The organism is Prodigiosinella aquatilis (assembly GCA_030388725.1).
Classification (GTDB): Bacteria; Pseudomonadota; Gammaproteobacteria; order Enterobacterales; family Enterobacteriaceae; genus Prodigiosinella; species Prodigiosinella aquatilis.
Map to the genome: position 1 here is coordinate 944,974 of CP128857.1, position 18,816 is coordinate 963,789.

Annotated in this window: 16 protein-coding genes and 1 riboswitch; of the genes, 12 read left to right on the top strand and 4 right to left on the bottom strand. The window is 46.1% G+C overall.

The window, feature by feature from the left end; all coding sequences use genetic code 11:
• Positions 1-64: 64 nt before the first annotated feature.
• A complete protein-coding gene (yjeH, locus tag PCO85_04510; protein ID WJV54711.1) occupies positions 65-1,369 on the top strand; it encodes an L-methionine/branched-chain amino acid transporter in 1,305 nt (434 codons plus the stop codon).
• A 57-nt stretch (positions 1,370-1,426) separates the two neighbouring features.
• Here yjeH and PCO85_04515 read toward each other — a convergent pair whose 3' ends face one another.
• Positions 1,427-1,708, bottom strand: a complete 282-nt coding sequence (locus PCO85_04515; GenBank protein WJV54712.1) for an accessory factor UbiK family protein — start codon at positions 1,706-1,708, stop codon at positions 1,427-1,429.
• A gap of 158 nt (positions 1,709-1,866) precedes the next feature.
• A riboswitch (FMN riboswitch) is annotated at positions 1,867-2,035 on the top strand.
• A 123-nt stretch (positions 2,036-2,158) separates the two neighbouring features.
• Here PCO85_04515 and ribB point away from each other — a divergent pair.
• A complete protein-coding gene (gene ribB, locus PCO85_04520; protein WJV54713.1) occupies positions 2,159-2,812 on the top strand; it encodes a 3,4-dihydroxy-2-butanone-4-phosphate synthase in 654 nt (217 codons plus the stop codon).
• Positions 2,813-2,875: 63 nt separating this feature from the next.
• On the opposite strand, the gene tehB is transcribed toward ribB, so the two are convergent.
• The 3 genes from tehB to PCO85_04535 all read right to left on the bottom strand — a co-directional run bounded on the left by tehB (position 2,876) and on the right by PCO85_04535 (position 7,004).
• The gene (gene tehB / locus PCO85_04525; GenBank protein ID WJV55994.1) at positions 2,876-3,739 is read right to left on the bottom strand and encodes an SAM-dependent methyltransferase TehB; all 864 of its coding nucleotides are present in this window, start codon (positions 3,737-3,739) and stop codon (positions 2,876-2,878) included.
• 190 nt (positions 3,740-3,929) lie between these two features.
• Positions 3,930-5,573 carry a class I fumarate hydratase FumA gene (gene fumA / locus PCO85_04530; protein ID WJV54714.1) on the bottom strand — a complete coding sequence of 548 codons (1,644 nt, stop codon included), beginning with the start codon at positions 5,571-5,573 and terminating at the stop codon, positions 3,930-3,932.
• A gap of 564 nt (positions 5,574-6,137) precedes the next feature.
• Positions 6,138-7,004, bottom strand: a complete 867-nt coding sequence (locus PCO85_04535; protein ID WJV55995.1) for a LysR family transcriptional regulator — start codon at positions 7,002-7,004, stop codon at positions 6,138-6,140.
• A gap of 92 nt (positions 7,005-7,096) precedes the next feature.
• Between PCO85_04535 and PCO85_04540 the strand changes: the two genes are divergently transcribed.
• The 10 genes from PCO85_04540 to PCO85_04585 all read left to right on the top strand — a co-directional run bounded on the left by PCO85_04540 (position 7,097) and on the right by PCO85_04585 (position 18,693).
• Positions 7,097-7,534 carry a multidrug/biocide efflux PACE transporter gene (locus PCO85_04540; GenBank protein WJV54715.1) on the top strand — a complete coding sequence of 146 codons (438 nt, stop codon included), beginning with the start codon at positions 7,097-7,099 and terminating at the stop codon, positions 7,532-7,534.
• Between the two features lie 124 nt (positions 7,535-7,658).
• Positions 7,659-8,315, top strand: coding sequence for a DNA oxidative demethylase AlkB (gene alkB, locus PCO85_04545; GenBank protein ID WJV55996.1), 657 nt, complete (start codon positions 7,659-7,661; stop codon positions 8,313-8,315).
• Positions 8,316-8,539: 224 nt separating this feature from the next.
• Entirely contained in the window at positions 8,540-9,754 is a 1,215-nt protein-coding gene (locus tag PCO85_04550; GenBank protein WJV54716.1) for a D-galactonate dehydratase family protein, read from the top strand.
• Between the two features lie 32 nt (positions 9,755-9,786).
• On the top strand, positions 9,787-10,797 hold the full coding sequence (locus tag PCO85_04555; GenBank protein WJV54717.1) for a Zn-dependent oxidoreductase: 1,011 nt from the start codon (positions 9,787-9,789) through the stop codon (positions 10,795-10,797).
• Between the two features lie 72 nt (positions 10,798-10,869).
• Complete coding sequence (locus PCO85_04560) at positions 10,870-12,165, top strand: MFS transporter (GenBank protein ID WJV54718.1); 1,296 nt, start codon at positions 10,870-10,872, stop codon at positions 12,163-12,165.
• Positions 12,166-12,329: 164 nt separating this feature from the next.
• On the top strand, positions 12,330-13,355 hold the full coding sequence (yiaK, locus tag PCO85_04565; GenBank protein WJV54719.1) for a 3-dehydro-L-gulonate 2-dehydrogenase: 1,026 nt from the start codon (positions 12,330-12,332) through the stop codon (positions 13,353-13,355).
• The gene (locus PCO85_04570; GenBank protein WJV54720.1) at positions 13,352-13,822 is read left to right on the top strand and encodes a YhcH/YjgK/YiaL family protein; all 471 of its coding nucleotides are present in this window, start codon (positions 13,352-13,354) and stop codon (positions 13,820-13,822) included. Before yiaK ends, PCO85_04570 begins: the two co-directional genes overlap by 4 nt.
• A 10-nt stretch (positions 13,823-13,832) precedes the next feature.
• Positions 13,833-15,323 (top strand): fructuronate reductase, encoded by a 1,491-nt coding sequence (locus tag PCO85_04575; GenBank protein WJV54721.1) that lies wholly within the window; start codon positions 13,833-13,835, stop codon positions 15,321-15,323.
• A gap of 176 nt (positions 15,324-15,499) precedes the next feature.
• Positions 15,500-16,903, top strand: a complete 1,404-nt coding sequence (gene uxaC, locus PCO85_04580; GenBank protein WJV54722.1) for a glucuronate isomerase — start codon at positions 15,500-15,502, stop codon at positions 16,901-16,903.
• 296 nt (positions 16,904-17,199) lie between these two features.
• Positions 17,200-18,693, top strand: a complete 1,494-nt coding sequence (locus tag PCO85_04585; GenBank protein WJV54723.1) for an MFS transporter — start codon at positions 17,200-17,202, stop codon at positions 18,691-18,693.
• The last annotated feature ends 123 nt before the right edge of the window (positions 18,694-18,816 follow it).

An 18,816-nucleotide genomic window follows, 5' to 3' on the forward strand; every position in this document is an offset into this window, starting at 1 on the left:
TGGTTTAGGTGTAAAAGTAAAAAGCCCCCGCTTACGGGGGCTTTTTACTTTTACACCATGATGAATGTGTTTGGGTATTCCAACTGTGGTGAACAATAGAAATACAGGGTGGTCGGTTGTGAGCGCGAATGGATTAAAACAGGAAATTGGTTTAGTGCAGGGTATCGGATTGCTGTCAACATCGTTATTGGGCACCGGCGTATTTGCTGTACCGGCATTAGTGGCGCAATCATCACATGCAGATAGTTTGTGGGCCTGGCCGTTGTTGATCCTGTTTGTCTTTCCTATTGCCATTGCTTTTGCTTCTCTGGGGCGTCATTTCCCAAATGCTGGAGGAGCAGCGCATTTTGTCACGTTGGCGTTTGGTCCTCGTTTGGCGCGTGTGACTGGCTGGCTGTTTTTGTCTGTTATTCCCATTGGTTTGCCTGCCGCTATGCAAATTGCCGCCGGGTTCTGGCAGGCGGCATTTGGTTGGGGAGAGCGAGGGTTGTTGGTGGTTCAGCTACTGACGCTTGGTGTTATTTGGCTATTGGGGATACGCAGTGCCGGTTCCAGTGCCACGATCCAAACGATTATCGCATTCCTGGTGGTTGCCTTGGTGGTAGCTATCTGGTGGCAGGGCGATATTACGCCAGCGCAAATTCCCTGGCCAGCATTGGATAATATTTCATGGCCTCATACCTTTAATGCGCTAGCCGTTATGTTCTGGTGTTTTGTCGGCCTGGAGGCGTTTGCCCATCTGGCAACAGAATTCAAATCACCGGAACGGGATTTCCCGCGTGCGTTGTTGATCGGCATGTTGGTCGCTGGAGTAGTCTACTGGGGATGTACTGTCGCGGTGCTGCATTTTGGCGCCTATGGTTCGGGTAGGGCTGCTACGGCATCGTTACCAGACATTGTTGTACGGTTGTTCGGTGAGCGTGCGTTGTGGATTGCCTGTATCGTGGGTTATCTCGCCTGCTTTGCCAGCGTGAACATTTATACGCAGGGGTTTTCTCGTCTGGTGTGGTCTCAGGCATCGAGCAGCAGCCCGCTGGCAAAGCTCTCCGCCGGGCAGGCTCCCGTTAATGCTCTTTCTGTCGTGGTGCTCTGCTGCCTGGTGTGTTGTGTGCTGATTTACTGGTTGGCACTACCGCTGGATACGCTGATTGTGTATGCCAATGGTATTTTTGTGCTGATATACCTGCTCTGTATGCTGGCGGGATGTCGTTTATTACGGGGACGCTCGCGAGTGATGGCGGCTATCGGCAGCGTACTCTGTGGTGCTTTGTTGGTCGTAATTGGTGGGAGGTCGCTCTACGCACTGATAATGTTCGGTGCGCTGTGGCTGTTTTTGCCGCATAAGTCTACTGCGTTGCTATCAGAATAAAACCACTATTGGTATACAAAAGACAGAGCCGGATTCGTCATGGCTCTGTCTGATGGACTACTCGTGATCAGTAGGTTGTTGCGCCGCAGCCTCAGGGGCTGTTTTAGTTTCAAGCTCAGTCAGCCTTTGCTCCAGCATTGCCAGTTTTTCGCGGGTACGTAACAGTACCTGGGTTTGTATGTCGAACTCTTCCCGGTTGACTAAGTTGAGCTTGGTGAGTTGCGATTGCAGTACCTGGCGGATCTTTTTCTCCACGTCTTCACCCAGCTCCCGGATGCCTTTGGGCATGGATTCATGCACCTGGCGGGCGATTTGTTCTATTTTCTTCGGGTCAATCATGAGGTTTTCCTGATTTCTCTGACGGCATAATGATGTCTGTAAGTGTAATGCGTGTCAGGCATTGTATAAACTAAAAGTGATTGCCATCGTGTGTAATTTCACTCTGAACACCCATGTTATGAATTGCTCTGTAATATAATTGGCGTTATAGTTATCGGACTTATTCTCAGGGCGGGGCGTAATTCCCCACCGGCGGTAAACCAGCGATATACCGATGTATATTCGTTGGAAGCCCGCGAGCGCTCAGGTTGCCCGTGCAGCCTGAGGTCAGCAGATCCGGTGAAATTCCGGAGCCGACGGTTATAGTCCGGATGGGAGAGATTAACGGTTTCTGTCAGGTTAACGCCTGCTCGCGTTATTTTATTGGTTTTTGTTGCAATCAGTGACAAAAGCAACTCCTCAAGATCGCCCTGATTCTGGTAACCCATAATAACGGTGAGGTTTTTTACCATGAATCAGACATTACTTTCCAAATTTGGTACTCCTGCTGAACGCGTTGAACGTGCGCTTGATGCTCTGCGTCAAGGGCGTGGCGTTATGGTGCTGGACGACGAAGATCGTGAAAACGAAGGTGACATGATCTTCTCTGCGGAGAAGATGACGGTGGAACAGATGGCACTGACGATCCGTCATGGCAGTGGCATTGTGTGCCTGTGCTTGACGGAAGAACGCCGTCAGGCGCTGGAACTGCCCATGATGGTGGAACATAACTCCAGCCATTACCAGACAGCCTTCACGGTGACGATTGAAGCCGCAGAAGGTGTAACCACCGGCGTGTCTGCCGCTGACCGTATTACCACTATTCGTGCCGCGATTGCCGATGATGCCCGACCCAGCGACCTGAATCACCCCGGTCATGTTTTCCCGCTGCGTGCTCTGCCGGGTGGGGTTCTGGTTCGTGGGGGTCACACTGAAGCGACTGTCGACATGATGACACTGGCTGGCCTGAAACCGTTTGGTGTGCTGTGTGAATTAACTAACGATGATGGTTCCATGGCTCACGCACCTGAAGTGATCACTTTTGCCAAACAACACGATATGCCTGTGCTGACCATTGAGGATCTGGTGGAGTACCGCCACGCCCTGGAGCGCAAAGCAAGCTGATTTGGTGATTTTGAACCGAACGATATAGCAGAGGCCGACTTGTCGGCCTTTTTTTCTGGGAATTTATTCCGGTTTTTTTGCCAACAGGGTGGCAAAGCGTAGTTGGATACGGTTGCCGTTAGCGTCAGTTTTATGCAGTTCGCCAACGTCTTCGTTGTATTTGAGCAATTCCCATCCAGTATAGTATTGCCGTAGCTCGTCCTGTTTGAAGGTAAACGAAAACGGAATGGTACAAGGGAAATCGTCTGTCGACATGACGGTTACTATCAGATTATGACCTCCTGCCGATGTGTTTTGCTGCATGTTACGGGTAATAAAGGGAATGCGTTCCCGATCCAAAAACATGAATACCACCGTGGACAAGATAAAATCGTAGGAGGCGTGGATATCCGCCAGATTAATGTCATGTACAGTGGCATGGATCCCGTTGAGCTGTTCATGGGTGATAATGTTATTTAGCACACTGATGCTTTGCGCACTCTTATCGTAGGCCGTTACCTCAAAGCCCTTCAGGTTCAAATAGAGTGAATTACGGCCACGACCACAACCCAAGTCCAATGCTCTACCCGGTTTGATATGGTCTATTGCATTAATGACTTCTGAATGGGTGCGGGTTAACTCATACTTTTGGTGGTAATAATCTTCTGTGTTGCAGTAAAAACCGAGTTGGCATTCCATATCATCAGAACATGAAACGATGCGATGCCAATGATGGGGTTCAATGTAAGGTGGTTGTTGTTGGACTGAAAAATAGTGTAACTCTTGAGTGTCGCCGTTCTCTTCTAACTGTGCAAAAGTCAGATTGCCTTTCAGAATATGTAATCTTGCCCAGGTACCTTCCTGGATATTGTGCTTTTCCCTGAACGCCGCCGGTAAAGTGTTACTGTTCCACACTGGCATCTGTTTGTAGCAAATCAACGCCTGCATAAAAACCTCTTGTCTCTGTGTCATGAGGTGATTCTATAAACCTTGTTATAGTATGTCCAATAACATGTATTATAAATGCATCAATTAAGACATCTAGCTGTGGTTGATATTGCTATTGAAGAGGAAAAACAGAAGGGAAAAATAGTAAAACCCCGACATTCTCGGGGTTTTACTGGACTATCGGTGATATTTAGCCGCACGTGTTACATTTGTTAGGCGGTATCAGTTGGAAGAAGTCATTACCTTTATCATCCACCAGAATAAAGGCCGGGAAGTTTTCTACTTCAATCTTCCAGATAGCTTCCATACCCAGTTCCGGGTATTCCACGCAAGTCAGACTCTTGATGCTGTTTTCTGCCAGGATCGCGGCCGGGCCACCGATGCTGCCAAGGTAGAAACCGCCGTGTTTATGGCAAGCATAGGTAACCTGATTGCTGCGGTTACCTTTTGCCAGCATGATCATACTGGCACCGTGGGATTGCAGCAGATCCACGTAAGAGTCCATACGTCCAGCCGTAGTGGGACCAAGAGAGCCGGAAGCATAACCGGTCGGGGTTTTTGCTGGGCCTGCATAGTAGATCGGATGATCTTTCACGTATTGCGGCAACGCTTCACCGTTATCCAGGAGTTCTTTCAGTTTGGCATGGGCGATATCACGAGCCACGATGATAGTGCCACTCAAAGAAAGACGAGTAGATACCGGATATTGTGACAGTGTCTTTAGAATATCTGCCATTGGGCGGTTGAGATCGATATGGACAGCCTCACCCTCACCAGCCTGACGCAAGTGTTCCGGAATATATTTCCCCGGGTTCTGTTCCAACTGTTCCAGCCAGATGCCGTGGCGGTTGATTTTGGCTTTGATATTGCGGTCTGCGGAGCAGGAAACCCCCATACCGACCGGACAGGATGCACCATGACGCGGTAGCCGGATAATACGTACATCATGGGCGAAATATTTACCGCCAAACTGTGCTCCCAGACCCAGATTACGGGCTTCCTGCAACAATTCCTGCTCTAACGCCACATCACGGAACGCCTGACCATGCTCATTACCCTCTGTAGGTAATGTATCGTAATATTTGGTGGATGCCAGCTTCACTGTTTTCAGGTTAGTTTCCGCAGAAGTACCACCAATGACAAACGCGATATGATAAGGCGGACAGGCTGCGGTGCCCAGTGTGCGCATTTTTTCCACCAGGAAGTTTTTCAATTTTACCGGTGTCAGCAATGCTCTGGTTTCCTGATACAAATAGGTTTTATTTGCAGAGCCACCACCCTTGGTAACAAACAGGAATTTATATTCTTCGCCTTCGGTACTGTAAAGATCGATCTGTGCGGGCAGGTTAGTGCCGGTGTTGATCTCTTTGTACATATCCAGTGCCGCATTTTGTGAGTAACGCAGATTGTCTTCGGTAAAAGTATTGTAAACACCGTGGGACAAGGCTTCTGCATCGTTACAGTCAGTCCACACACGCTGACCTTTCTTGCCGACGATAATCGCTGTGCCGGTATCCTGGCAGGTAGGCAGAATCCCCTTGGCGGCGATTTCAGAGTTACGTAGAAATTGCAGAGCGACATATTTGTCGTTTTCGCTGGCTTCGGGGTCGCTTAAAATATCAGCGACCTGTTGCTGATGAGCGGGGCGAAGCATAAAGGAGACATCATGGAAAGCCTGTTGTGCCAGCAGTGTCAGTGCTTGCGGGGCGATTTTAAGGATATCCTGGTTTTCAAATTGGGCGACGGAAACATAGTCGCTGCTGATCAAACGGTACTCAGTATTATCTTTATCTAGTGGAAACGGTTCTTGGTAATAAAAAGGTTTATTCGGCATTGTTTTCTCACTTACAGCTGTATTAATTGTAGGTGTTAATCCTGTTAGGTTTAATTTCCTTAGAGATTATCCCAATGGGCTGGCTTATTTTGCCATCATGAACCTGAGTCAGGCTTGCTACCCTGTTGTATTTTTTACATAGATCTAATTTTGACGATTTTAGCATTTTGAAATCTATTGGGTATGGTCTTTTATTTATGTTCTTGTACCGGTCTTCGTCATTGTGGCAATCTCAATTGACGCTATGAAAAAAGCAATAAGCCTTATCATAGTAGGGTTTTACAACGCTTAGTACCACTTTGTTGTGTCACATTATTATTAATCTCTGTCATGTTTTTATTGAAAAAATAGCAATGGTTTGCGCCCGTAATGTGTTTTTATAAACAGCATAAACATTAAATCATTTAATTAACTTACTTAATTAAAGTAAAGATGGTGAATGGATTCAATAACCACTAAATAAATGTGGTTTATTGTTTAATTAATTCCCTGACGGGTTGCAATAACCATGCATCGTAAAAGAAACCGTTGTTACTGACATTTGCGAGAGTAACGCCTGGATATTTACTCTCTTTGTGCCAGCAGGTTGTCAATCATCCATAATCCGGCTGGACCCGGTGGGTGAGGGCGTGACCACGCGATATCTACTTTAACGTGCTGTGGCCAGCCAGGTAGCATCAGTTCTGTTAGCTTTTGATTGCCGTACTGTGTAATGAGCCAGCGAGGAAGAATACTCCAACCGAATCCTTGCTCTGCCATTTCCAGTAACATCAGGTAAGAGGGCGCGGACCAGATGAGCCCTTCAGTCTGAGGACGTTCTCCTTGTGCGTAGGTATTCAGACACAATTGCCGCACAGTGGCGAGTTGGCTGGTGGTTACGGTTGGCATCTGAGCCAATGAATGAGTGGCGGCAACGAACACGGACATCTCTGTTGTCACCCGTAGCCGCGACACCGAAATATCCGTTGGATAGTGCGGCCGGGCGCGCAGTATACCCACATGAGCGCGCTGGGATTGCAATAGGTCAAGCACATCTTCATCTTCGGCAATCAGGCATTCAAACTCAATATCAGGAAACCGCTGGGAAAAGCGTTGTAAGACAGACTCATAATGGATGTTTTGCCAGGTTTCAGAGAGTACGAACGTCAGTTTTGGCTCGATGCTGTCTCCTAGCCGGATAGCTAATTCATCCAGTGCTTCGCTGGCTGACAGGATTGCTTTAATGTGTGTCAACACCTTGCGGCCTTCCGGGGTCAATACGGGCTGATGTCCTTGTCGATCAAACAATGTCAGCCTCAGGTCGGTTTCCAGATTAGCGATGGAAGCACTGATTGTTGACTGGCTTTTATGTAAATGGCGTGCCGCAGCGGAAAAAGAACCGGTATTGACCGTTGTCACGAAAGCTAATAAGGATTCAGGAGAATAACGCATCATACCTCTATCGTTTTTTTCGATGGAAACTAATTTCTTTCTATTGATTATAGCGATGAAAATGGCCACTGTTTTATCAACTGTGGTGTGAAATGAAAGAAAAAACCTTATGTGAACGGATGGTTCATGCCGTGGGATTTGAGGTCATGGCGATGTTAATCTGTGCGCCAGCGAGTAGCATTCTGCTGGATCGTCCGCTATTTGACACAGGTCTGCTCTCGGTGATGCTCTCTAGCGTGGCAATGATCTGGAATGTGATTTACAACAATCTGTTCGATCGGCTGTGGCCGGTAAGCCGGTTCAAACGACGTCTGTCCATACGTATAAGCCATGCGGTTGGTTTTGAGTGTGGTTTTATCGTGATTGGTCTGCCGCTGGCCGCAGGGATGCTGAACATTACCTTGTGGCAAGCATTCCTGATTGAGATGGGTTTTTTCCTGTTTTTCCTGCCTTATACCGTCGCTTATAATTGGGTTTATGATACGTTGCGTGAGCGAGTTCTTCGACGTGAGAAGGTAGTGTCACCTTAAATCACGGTTGCAGTATACGCGTTGGCATTGCGTTAATCCGCGATAACTATTTTGCAGAGTACGGCGTATGCCGTTGAAGACAGGACAAATGTTATCAGAGAGACAGATCGAATGCGGAGTAATGATGACTTGCGATTTATTTGCCGATGAAATGCCCAGACGCTGGACAGAAAACCTGGCACCGGGTGCCGCCATCTTGCATGGTTATGTGTGGGAACAAGCGCAGACACTGATCACCCTGATTGATGAGATTACCCACGCTTCACCGTTTCGCCATATGGTGACGCCAGGTGGTTATACGATGTCGGTGGCTATGACTAACTGTGGCCCGCGGGGATGGGTAACGGATGAACACGGCTATCGCTATGTGGCCGAAGATCCATTGACCGCTCAGCCGTGGCCTGAGATGCCGGCGCTGTTTTTCCAACTGGCGACTTTCGCCGCGCAGGCGGCAGGATTCCCGGATTTTTTCCCCGATGCTTGTCTGATTAACCGTTATGACGTGGGGAGCCGGCTTTCACTACATCAGGACAAAGACGAGCAGGATTTTAGCCAGCCTATTGTCTCTTTTTCATTGGGGCTGGCCGCGACGTTTTTATTCGGTGGCATAAAACGTAATGATCCGGTCCACAGACTGTTACTGGGGCATGGTGATGTTGTGGTGTGGGGTGGGGCGTCTCGATTGTATTACCATGCTGTTCAGTCGTTAAAAAACGGCCCACTTCCGGCTGGTATGCCTGGCGCATACCGCTTTAACCTGACTTTTCGCAAAGCCGGCTAGCAGGTTCCCGCCACACTAACACGACGGTTTTCTCTGACTATTCCTGCTTAACCAAGTATTAATCCCATCATGAGTGGTGGCATTTTGTCATCAGGATCCTGTCGGGATCTTTCCTTTTTCTGAATGCATAACTGTGAGGTGCTTCAATTTTTATACTTAGTTATACTTGTATGGTAGTTGCATTAGAACTAAGCCGTTATATTGAGTTTAAAAGGATACGAAAAGTGAAAATTGTCAGTGCTGAAGTGTTTGTTACCTGTCCAGGGCGTAACTTCGTCACCGTGAAAATTACGACCGACAGCGGTGTGACCGGTGTGGGCGATGCCACATTGAATGGCCGTGAGTTACCCGTTGCGTCTTATCTCAAAGATCATGTCTGCCCGCAGTTGATTGGTCGTAATGCACATCAGATTGAAGATATTTGGCAGTATTTCTATAAAGGGGCGTATTGGCGACGTGGGCCGGTAACCATGTCTGCCATTTCTGCCGTGGATATGGCGCTGTGGGATATCAAAGGAAAAGTTGCCAATATGCCAGTGTACCAATTGCTGGGTGGCGCTTCCCGCAGTGGTGTGATGGTCTATTGCCACACCACGGGTCACAGCATTGATGAGGTGCTGGATGATTATGCCAAACATAAGGAAATGGGTTTTAAAGCCATCCGCACACAGTGTGGGGTTCCGGGCATGAAAACCACCTATGGCATGGCGAAAGGTAAAGGTCTGGCTTATGAACCCGCCACGAAAGGTAACTGGCCTGAAGAGCAGCTATGGTCCACCGAAAAATACCTCGATTTCACGCCCAAACTGTTTGAAGCGGTGCGCGAGCGGTTTGGTTTTAACGAACATTTGCTGCACGACATGCATCACCGCCTGACGCCGATTGAAGCGGCCCGTTTTGGCAAGAGCGTTGAAGATTATCGCCTGTTCTGGATGGAAGATCCCACCCCGGCAGAAAACCAGGAATGCTTCCGACTGATCCGTCAGCATACGGTTACACCTATTGCCGTAGGAGAAGTCTTTAACAGCATCTGGGATTGCAAACAACTGATCGAAGAGCAATTGATCGACTATATCCGCACCACCATCACTCATGCAGGTGGTATTACCGGTATGCGTCGCATTGCTGATTTTGCCTCTTTGTATCAGGTGCGTACCGGTTCTCATGGTCCGTCGGATTTGTCCCCGGTCTGTATGGCGGCGGCGTTACATTTCGACCTGTGGGTACCCAACTTTGGCGTGCAGGAATATATGGGCTATTCCGAGCAGATGCTGGAAGTCTTCCCGCATCACTGGACGTTCGAAGACGGCTACATGCACCCCAGCGACAAACCGGGATTGGGCATCGATTTTGATGAAAAACTGGCTGCTAAATATCCCTATGAACCGGCCTATTTGCCCGTTGCGCGTCTGGAAGATGGCACGATGTGGAGCTGGTAAATAGTGACAGTTAAAAAACAGGAATCCAGGCAATGAAAAGTGTTGTGATTGAAACACCCGGAAAATTGATTATTCAGGAACGTCCGCTGCCTCAGCCCGCCGCGAATGAAGTTCGGGTAAAAGTGAGCTATGCCAGTATCTGTGGTTCTGATGTGCATATCTGGCACGGACACAATCCGTTTGCGAAATATCCGCGGGTTATTGGTCATGAGTTTTTTGGCATTATTGATGCGGTGGGAAAGGACATTGATGTTTCGCGTATTGGGGAACGTGTCGCCGTAGATCCGGTGATTAGCTGCGGACATTGTTACCCTTGCTCTGTCGGTCGTCCTAATGTGTGTAGCGAGTTACAGGTAATTGGCGTACATCGTGATGGTGGCTTCAGCGAATACGCTTGTGCTCCTGCAACCAATGCTTACCGTATTCCTGATTCAATACCAGACAAGCTGGCGAGTTTGGTTGAACCGTTTACGATCGCGGCCAACATTACTGCCTTTTTGCAACCGACAGCAAAAGATGTCGCGCTGGTATATGGTGCCGGGCCGATGGGACTCACCGCCGTTCAGGTATTAAAAGGTGTTTATAACGTACAACAGGTTATTGTTGCCGATCGGTTGCCTGAACGTCTGGCTATGGCAAAAGAAAATGGCGCTGACATTATATTGGATAATAGCCAGATACCTTTGTCTGACTTATTAAATGGAATTCAACCGACATTAATTATTGATGCGGCATGTCATCCTTCTATTTTGGCTGAAGCGGCATCATTAGCGTCGCCCGCCGCACGTATTGGTCTACTTGGATTTTCTGGCGAACCCAGTTTAATTACACAGCAGAGTCTGACCAGTAAAGAATTATCATTATTTACCTCTCGTCTGAATAGTCATCGGTTCCCAATCGTTATTGACTGGATGGTGAACGAGCTTATTAAGCCGGAAAAACTGGTAACACATTATGTTCCGTTAGAGAACATAGAAAAGGCAATGAGCCTATTTGAGAAAGATCAGCGTAATTGTTGTAAGGTTATTTTAAGCGTTAATTAACACATCCAGGGAGGCAGCTAAGCTGCCTCTGTCCCTACATTACTAAAAATAAGTTAATATTTCGGAGCAATCATGTTCAGGAATTTACGTTGGATTATTGTCTTTTTATTATTTATGGTTTACATGATTAATTACCTTGATCGTGTGGCCTTATCTATTACTGTTCCTATGATCGAAAAAGATTTGATGATTAATGCTGAGCAGTTTGGCATGATTTTCGGTAGTTTCTTTTTTGGTTATGCATTATTTAATTTTATTGGAGGATTGGCGGTAGATAAATTTGGTCCAACATTAGTAATGGGACTCGCTGTTGGGTTATGGTCCATCTTCTGCGGTATGACGGCAATAGCAACAGGATTCTGGTCATTATTGATTTTACGGGTACTGTTCGGCATGGCGGAAGGCCCTATCTGTTCGTCGGCGAATAAAATGATCAATGGATGGTTTCCCAAAAAACAGGCTGCTACCGCGATGGGACTGTTAAGTGCCGGATCGCCATTGGGAGGCGCTGTCGCCGGGCCTATTGTCGGGTATCTTGCACTCTCTTTTGGCTGGCGTCCCGCCTTTATGATTATCTGCGCGGTGGGTATTGTCTGGATGGTGGTTTGGTTTTTTATTTCATCAGACAACCCAGTGAGTAGTCGGCACATTACCCAAAGCGAACGAGAACTGATTAATCAGCTTAAAGACGAGAGTCTTTCTGTTGAAGATGAAATGGCTCAGTCCGCGCATGGACTTGGCTATTATCTGCGTCAGCCGATAATTCTTGTCACTGCCTTTGCCTTCTTCTGTTATAACTATATTTTATTTTTCTTTCTCAGTTGGTTCCCGGCTTATTTGGTGCAGGCACATGGCCTTAATATTAAAGAAATGAGCTTGACTACAGTTATTCCATGGATTGTCGGTTTTGTCGGGTTGGCATTGGGTGGCTGGATATCTGATAAGATATTCAAAATTACCGGACGGTTACTGCTTTCGCGTAAAATAGTCCTGGTTGTGTCTCTGTTGGCAGCCGCGGTATGTGTTGCATTAGCTGGAACGGTTTCTAGTGTGATTCCTGCTGTTATTTTAATGTCTATATCTATTTTCTTTCTTTATATTACAGGGGCTATTTATTGGGCGATTATTCAGGATGTGGTACATAAAAGTCGTGTCGGCGGTACCAGCGGTTTTATTCATTTAATTGGTAGTATTTCAGGGATTGTCGGTCCGGTTGTTACCGGGTTTATTGTGCAGAATACAGGTAAATTTGACAGTGCCTTTATTCTTGCCGGTGGTGTGGCAGCATTGGGGGCAGTATTAGTATTGTTGGTAATTAAGACGCCCAAGTTATCAAAAGAATCATTTAAATCAGCGTCTATATTATAATTTTCTCTGTTGTATTCAGAATATTTGGCGGGTATGTGTCATGATGTTATTAAATGGAATCCAATCGACATTAATTATTGATGCAGCATGTCATCCTTCTTGATCATGACTCCTGAATAGAAATAACAGTTATCTTTAACTCACATAATTAATGGGGGGGATATATGCAAAGAATTAATTTTGATGTCATGAAAGCGACGGTGAAAAAAGCATTTCTGAATGTGGGATTAAGTGAAAAAAAAGCCGAGGTTTGTGCTCAGATTCATACTGAATCCAGCTGTGATGGCATTTATTCACATGGATTAAATCGCGTATCCCGGTTTGTCGATTACGTTAAAAAAGGTTGGGTTGATATTCAGGCTGAACCCACTCAAGTTAAATCATTGGGTGTTATTGAAATTTATGATGGTAATCAAGGTGTCGGTATTACTAACGCCTTGTTTGCTGTTGAAAGAGCGACGGAAGTTGCACGTAAAAATGGCATCGGTATTGTTGCATTACGTAATACCACACATTGGATGCGAGGCGGCACGTATGGATGGAAAATCGCAGAAAAGGGGCTCGCTGCCATTTGCTGGACCAATACGGAATCTTGCATGCCAGCATGGGGCGCTAAAAATACCCGCTTGGGTAATAACCCTTTTGTGATGGCGGTGCCGCGTGAAAAAGGGCCGTTGGTACTGGATATGGCGATGTCGCAATATGCGTACGGAAAGTTACAGGTAACGCGCCTGAAAGGCGAACGTTTACCTTTCCCCGGCGGTTACGATAAAGAGGGCAACCTGACGGATGAACCCGGCCCGATTGAACAATCCATGCGTATTCTCCCTACCGGTTATTGGAAGGGTTCCGGTATGGCAATTCTGCTTGATGCGATGGCCGCTCTGCTTTCTGCCGGTAATCCGACGAATGAGATCGATAACGTTGGGCGAGGCAGTTGTACCGGGGCCAGTCAGATTTTTATCGTTTTTGATCCAACTCAGCTTGGCGGGAGTGATTTCAGTAATCGTATGGCTGATAGCGTAGCGGATTACGTTAAAACGTCGGAACTTGCCGAAGGGCAGAAAGAGGTTTACTACCCAGGAGAGCGTGAGATGAAAACCCGCAATGAAAATCGGGTTCAGGGAATTCCGGTCGACGATGGGGTGTGGGCTGAAGTTTTGGCATTGTCGAAATCGGTGATCGCATGATTATTGGCAATATTCTCCAACTAGAAAAAAGCCGAGCTGAGTTTGCTGAGACTATCTATGACGTTTTGGCTCGGATCCGTAATTTGGATTTTAGCCAGCATCCAGACGGTGAAATGGTCGAGCAGGGTGTGGTTTACAAAACATTCCATGCGAATACTGCGCCATCAGCAACCCGTATCGCTGAAACTCATCGACAGAATATAGATGTACAGTTCGTTATTTCTGGCACTGAGTATCTGGAATATCAGCCGGTGCTCTCGCGGACATCGGATGAGGCACATCCTGAACAGGACAATGATTTCTATTATGGAAAATCAGGTAACGAAAAATCCTTGATCCTCAATAGTGGTGATTTTGTCGTGCTGTTCCCCTGGGACATTCACACTCCGTTATGTCAGGTGGAAACAGTACAGCAGGTTCGTAAAATTGTGGCTAAGGTTCCGCTTAGCTTGCTGAATTTGAAATGAGAGTCTTTCGATGAATCTTTCACAAAATAATCTTAAACAGGTGTCGCCAGGGGTGATTGTTCCTGTATATGACCGTAGTTTACTGAAAATTCGTATCGTGCATCTTGGCTTCGGTGCATTCCACCGGGCACATCAGGCGGTTTTCGCTGATCAACTGGCGGCTGAACATGGTAGCGACTGGGGATATTGCGAAGTTAACCTGATTGGCGGCGAGCAGCAAATTGCTGATCTGAAACAACAGGACTTACTCTATTCCGTCTGTGAAATGAGTGGCAGCCATTGGCATGGTCGTGTCGTGGGTGTTGTGCGACAAGCGCTTCACGGCGCAGTGGATGGTATCGAGAAGGTGCTTGCGGCGATGACTCAGCCTGATATTGCGATTGTCTCGCTGACGGTAACGGAGAAAGGGTATTGCTATTTACCGTCAACCGCATCTATTGATGTGAGTCACCCGCTGATTCAGCATGATATCGCTCACCCGCGTCAGCCACACTCCGCGCCTGGGGTGATTATTGAAGCATTGCGGTTACGTCGGGAAAAATCCCTGATGCCGTTTTCCGTGATGTCCTGTGACAATATGCCAAATAATGGCAGCGTCACCCGTAACGTAGTTCTTGCATTGGCTAAAGCGCAGGATGTTACGTTGGCCACATGGATTGAAGACAACGTCAGCTTCCCTTCAACGATGGTTGATCGGATTGTTCCCGCGATAACACCAGACTCTCTGGAGAAAATTACACAGGTCATTGGGGGCATTCAGGATCCGGTGGGGATTGCCTGCGAGCCCTTCAGACAATGGGTCATTGAAGATAATTTCGTCGCTGGACGCCCCGCTTGGGAGAGGGTCGGTGCAGAATTGGTAGCCGATGTACTGCCTTACGAAGAAATGAAACTGAGAATGCTGAATGGCAGCCACTCTTTTCTGGCTTACCTCGGTTATCTGGCGGGTTATCAGTATATTGATGAGTGCATGCAGGACCAGGACTATGTACAGGCAGCTCGGCAATTGATGTTGAATGAGCAGGCAACAACGTTACATGTTGAAAATGTCGATCTGGTGGCTTATGCCGAGTCATTGCTCGACCGTTACCGGAATACCGGGCTAAAACACCGTACCTGGCAAATTGCGATGGACGGAACGTTGAAGCTGCCACAACGCATGCTGGACTCGATTCGTGTCCATCTGGCTAAAGGCGAGTCTTTTGATTTGTTGGCACTGGGCGTGGCGGGATGGATGCGCTATGTCAGTGGTGTGGACGATGCAGGGCAAGCTATTGAGATCAGTGATCCATTGAAAGAAAAACTGGCACAACTGGTGGCACAAAGTGTGGATGGCCAGGCCAGAGTCAACGCGTTATTAAGTCTACATGATGTATTTGGTCACGATTTGCCAGACAGTTCTGTTTTTATTCAACAGGTCTCTGCGGCTTATACCTTACTGCAAACGCATGGTGCAAAAAAATCAGTTGGCCTGATTTTACAGAAGGTAAATAAATACTGATTTAATAATCTGACTGATATTGGGTAATAGGGATAAACGGTGTAACGCATTATCCCTATATATTAATGAGTTGGCACTAAATATGACGTTATTTTTTCTTATTGAGGAAAGGATATTATCTTTCCACTAGAAAAAAATGGACTGTGGTGTGAATTTATTTATGTAAGGGGGAAAGTATGGCGTTTATCGGAAAGGATTTTATTTTAAACAATGAGATCGCCCGTAAACTTTATCATGATGTGGCTGAGCATCAACCGATTATTGATTATCACTGTCATCTCGATCCAAAAGTAATCGCTGAAGACAGACCATTTGCTGATATCACGGCGCTTTGGCTGGCCGGAGATCATTATAAATGGCGGGCAATGCGTGCTAATGGCATTCCGGAAGAGAAAATAACCGGGAATGCAACAGCAATAGAGAAATTCCAGGCATGGGCTGAAACCGTTGAATCGTGTATTGGTAATCCGCTTTATCACTGGACGCATCTGGAATTAAATTTTTATTTCGGGATCACGGAGACGTTAAATAGTCATAACTGGAAATCTGTTTGGGAAAAATGTAATGAATTACTCCGCTCACCGGCATTTTCTCCGAGAGGATTAATTAAAAAATCCAATGTGGAAACCATTTGTACAACAGATGCACCGACTGACTCACTGGAATATCATGATATTCTGCGGGCAGATAAAACATTTACAACCAAAGTGTTGCCGACATTTCGGCCGGATGATGCACTCGATGGTCAGGGTGACACCTTTATTCAGTTTATTGACCGTCTGGAAAAATTGAACAATAAAACGATCACCCATTTTCAAGACTTCCTCGATGCATTAGATAGGCGTGTAGCTTATTTTCATCAGAAAGGAGGACGTTTATCCGATCATGGTCTAACCAAATTGGAATTCATTCCATCGGATGAAAAAGAACAGGAAGCGCTTTTTGCGAAAAAAAGACAAGGTCTGGTATTATCTCGCGATGATGATGCTCGCTATAAATCTGCGGTGCTATTGTCGTTAGCGGCCTCTTATGCCAAACGTGACTGGGCAATGCAAATTCATTTCGGCGCATCCCGCAATAATAACAGCCGTATGTTTAAACAGTTAGGCGCCAATGTCGGTTATGACTCTATCTGTGATCAAACGGATGTCGCCAGTAATATAAATGGGTTGCTTGATGCGATGTCGCGTAATGACGCGCTGCCTAAGATTATTTTTTATAACCTGGATCCAACCTATAACGATGTCGTGGCCTCTTCACTGGCAAATTTTCAGGCGGCTGGCGCTGTGAAATCCCGTATGCAATTGGGGGCGGGATGGTGGTTCAATGACACCAAACGTGGAATGATTCGACAATTAACCGCACTGGCTGATCATGGTTTGCTGGTGAATTTTGTCGGTATGCTGACTGACTCACGTAGCTTTATTTCTTATACCCGACATGAATACTTCCGTCGTATTTTATGCAATCTAGTCGGGCAGTGGGTAACGGATGGTGAAATACCTGAAGATAATGCGCTACTAACTCGACTGATTAAGAATATCTGTTATCAGAATGCACGGGATTACTTTAATTTTTAGTTTTAAAGAAGGATAACTACGCTTGATATTTTTTTTCATGTCTTTATTAAATGAGGTTTTATCTATCAAATGTAGTTTGGATTATGTTGTTTTTTGAGATTTTTATAAAAATAAAATAGAGCGCTATCAGGATTTTCATTGTCGAGGAGATGAATACACCAGGTGAAAATGATGATGTTCAAATAAGTTAGATATGAAGATGATTTTTTCTCTGTATCTGATGGCCTTATTAAAAAAACATTTTTACCACGATATCTTCATTGCGTATAATTTTTTGCAAATAGAGGCTTGATAGAATGTCTAAAAAAGTTACCGTACCCATTGGCATCGGCTATGGGTTAACAGATATTATGGGTGGAGGCGCCTTTACGGTTATCGGTGCCTGGTTGTTATTTTTCTATACCACATTTGTTGGTTTAACACCTATAGAAGCCGCGTCAATTGTTGCGATCGCCCGTATTGTCGATGCGATAATCAGCTTGTTTATGGGTAGCTTTACCGACCATTTTTACAAGAATTATTTCGGCAAGAAATTTGGCCGGCGGAGATTTTTCCTGCTAATTGGCACACCATTAATGCTGGTTTATACCCTCTTGTGGGTGAATGGTATGAACTACTGGTTCTATCTGACGGTTTATCTATTATTTGAAGTGATTGCAGCTATGGTATTGATACCATGGGAAACGCTGCCATCGGAAATGACCAAAGATTTTAATCAGCGTACCAAACTGTCAACATGCCGCATGTTTTTATCGGCAGTCGGGACATTTCTGGCAACCTTTATCCCTGGTTTGTTGATTAGCCATTTTGGGGAACATAACCCATCGGCCTATTTTGTGAATGGTTTGTTTTTCGCTATTTTGTTCGCCATCTGTGTATTTATCTCTTATAAAGTCACCTGGGAACGTGAATTGACGGATGAGATGAAGGCGGTATTAGAGTCCCCGGAAGCCACTCAGAAGAGGACGCTTGGAGAACAGTTAACTCGTTTTTGTAATCTGTGGGCCGAATATGCTTCTACTTTAAAAGTCAGAGCATTCAGGAAACATTTAGCCATCTACTTACTGTCGTTTACGGCTAAAGATATCTATAACACCGTATTTGTTTTCTTCTGTGTATATTGTTTGAGTATTTCTTCTTCTGTGGCAGCCAGTTTGCTGTCATTAAGTATTATCGGGTTGCCTGTGACGCTGTTGGCCGGTCTGGCTATGATCAAGTATGGACCGTCCAGACTGTATATATTTGCCTATTCCGTCATGTTGCTGTGTCTGGGGTGCCTGTATGCGGTGTATGTTTATGAACCACAGTCAAAAATCATAATGTTGTTTGTCATTGCGGGTATTTATCAGGTTGGACGATGTGTGCTGGAGTTTACTCCCTGGAATGTTTTTCCTTTTATCCCGGATGTGGACGAAGCCATTACCAAAAAAAGGCGCGAAGGGTTATTTGCCGCAGTAATGACATTTTCCAGAAAAACCACCGTTGCTATCGCTACTTTTATTGTAGGGGTGGTTTTACAGGAAGGTGGGTTTGTAACGGGTAGTAGCATTCAATCACCAGAAGCGATAAAAACAATTGCCTTACTCCTGTTTCTGGGAACGGGGGTTCTGTTAGTTCTGGCATTAATGATCGCGTTGACCTTTAGATTGAATAAGAAAACACACACTATTCTGGTCAATGAAGTTGAACGTCTAAGAGACCACGGTAGTAAACAAACCGTAGATGTAAATACCAAACAGGTTGTTGAAGATTTAACCGGTTATAAATATGAAAAAGTCTGGACAGACTAACCCTCCCTTGTTCAGATGAACACTCCACTATACCGTCACTTGCCGACGGTATAGTGTTTCTCCATATATACCCGTCATACTTCAAGTTGCAGGTGTGTTGGCTGCGTTCGCTCACCCGAATCA

Excerpts from the sequence above, each read along its gene's own strand:
- alkB (WJV55996.1), top strand. The coding sequence starts at position 7,659 with ATGACTTGCGATTTATTTGCCGATGAAATGCCCAGACGCTGGACAGAA.
- PCO85_04570 (WJV54720.1), top strand. The coding sequence starts at position 13,352 with ATGATTATTGGCAATATTCTCCAACTAGAAAAAAGCCGAGCTGAGTTT.
- PCO85_04585 (WJV54723.1), top strand. The coding sequence starts at position 17,200 with ATGTCTAAAAAAGTTACCGTACCCATTGGCATCGGCTATGGGTTAACA.
- ribB (WJV54713.1), top strand. The coding sequence starts at position 2,159 with ATGAATCAGACATTACTTTCCAAATTTGGTACTCCTGCTGAACGCGTT.
- PCO85_04575 (WJV54721.1), top strand. The coding sequence starts at position 13,833 with ATGAATCTTTCACAAAATAATCTTAAACAGGTGTCGCCAGGGGTGATT.
- uxaC (WJV54722.1), top strand. The coding sequence starts at position 15,500 with ATGGCGTTTATCGGAAAGGATTTTATTTTAAACAATGAGATCGCCCGT.
- PCO85_04540 (WJV54715.1), top strand. The coding sequence starts at position 7,097 with ATGAAAGAAAAAACCTTATGTGAACGGATGGTTCATGCCGTGGGATTT.
- tehB (WJV55994.1), bottom strand. The coding sequence starts at position 3,739 with ATGCAGGCGTTGATTTGCTACAAACAGATGCCAGTGTGGAACAGTAAC.
- PCO85_04535 (WJV55995.1), bottom strand. The coding sequence starts at position 7,004 with ATGCGTTATTCTCCTGAATCCTTATTAGCTTTCGTGACAACGGTCAAT.
- fumA (WJV54714.1), bottom strand. The coding sequence starts at position 5,573 with ATGCCGAATAAACCTTTTTATTACCAAGAACCGTTTCCACTAGATAAA.
- yiaK (WJV54719.1), top strand. The coding sequence starts at position 12,330 with ATGCAAAGAATTAATTTTGATGTCATGAAAGCGACGGTGAAAAAAGCA.
- PCO85_04555 (WJV54717.1), top strand. The coding sequence starts at position 9,787 with ATGAAAAGTGTTGTGATTGAAACACCCGGAAAATTGATTATTCAGGAA.
- yjeH (WJV54711.1), top strand. The coding sequence starts at position 65 with ATGTGTTTGGGTATTCCAACTGTGGTGAACAATAGAAATACAGGGTGG.
- PCO85_04515 (WJV54712.1), bottom strand. The coding sequence starts at position 1,708 with ATGATTGACCCGAAGAAAATAGAACAAATCGCCCGCCAGGTGCATGAA.
- PCO85_04560 (WJV54718.1), top strand. The coding sequence starts at position 10,870 with ATGTTCAGGAATTTACGTTGGATTATTGTCTTTTTATTATTTATGGTT.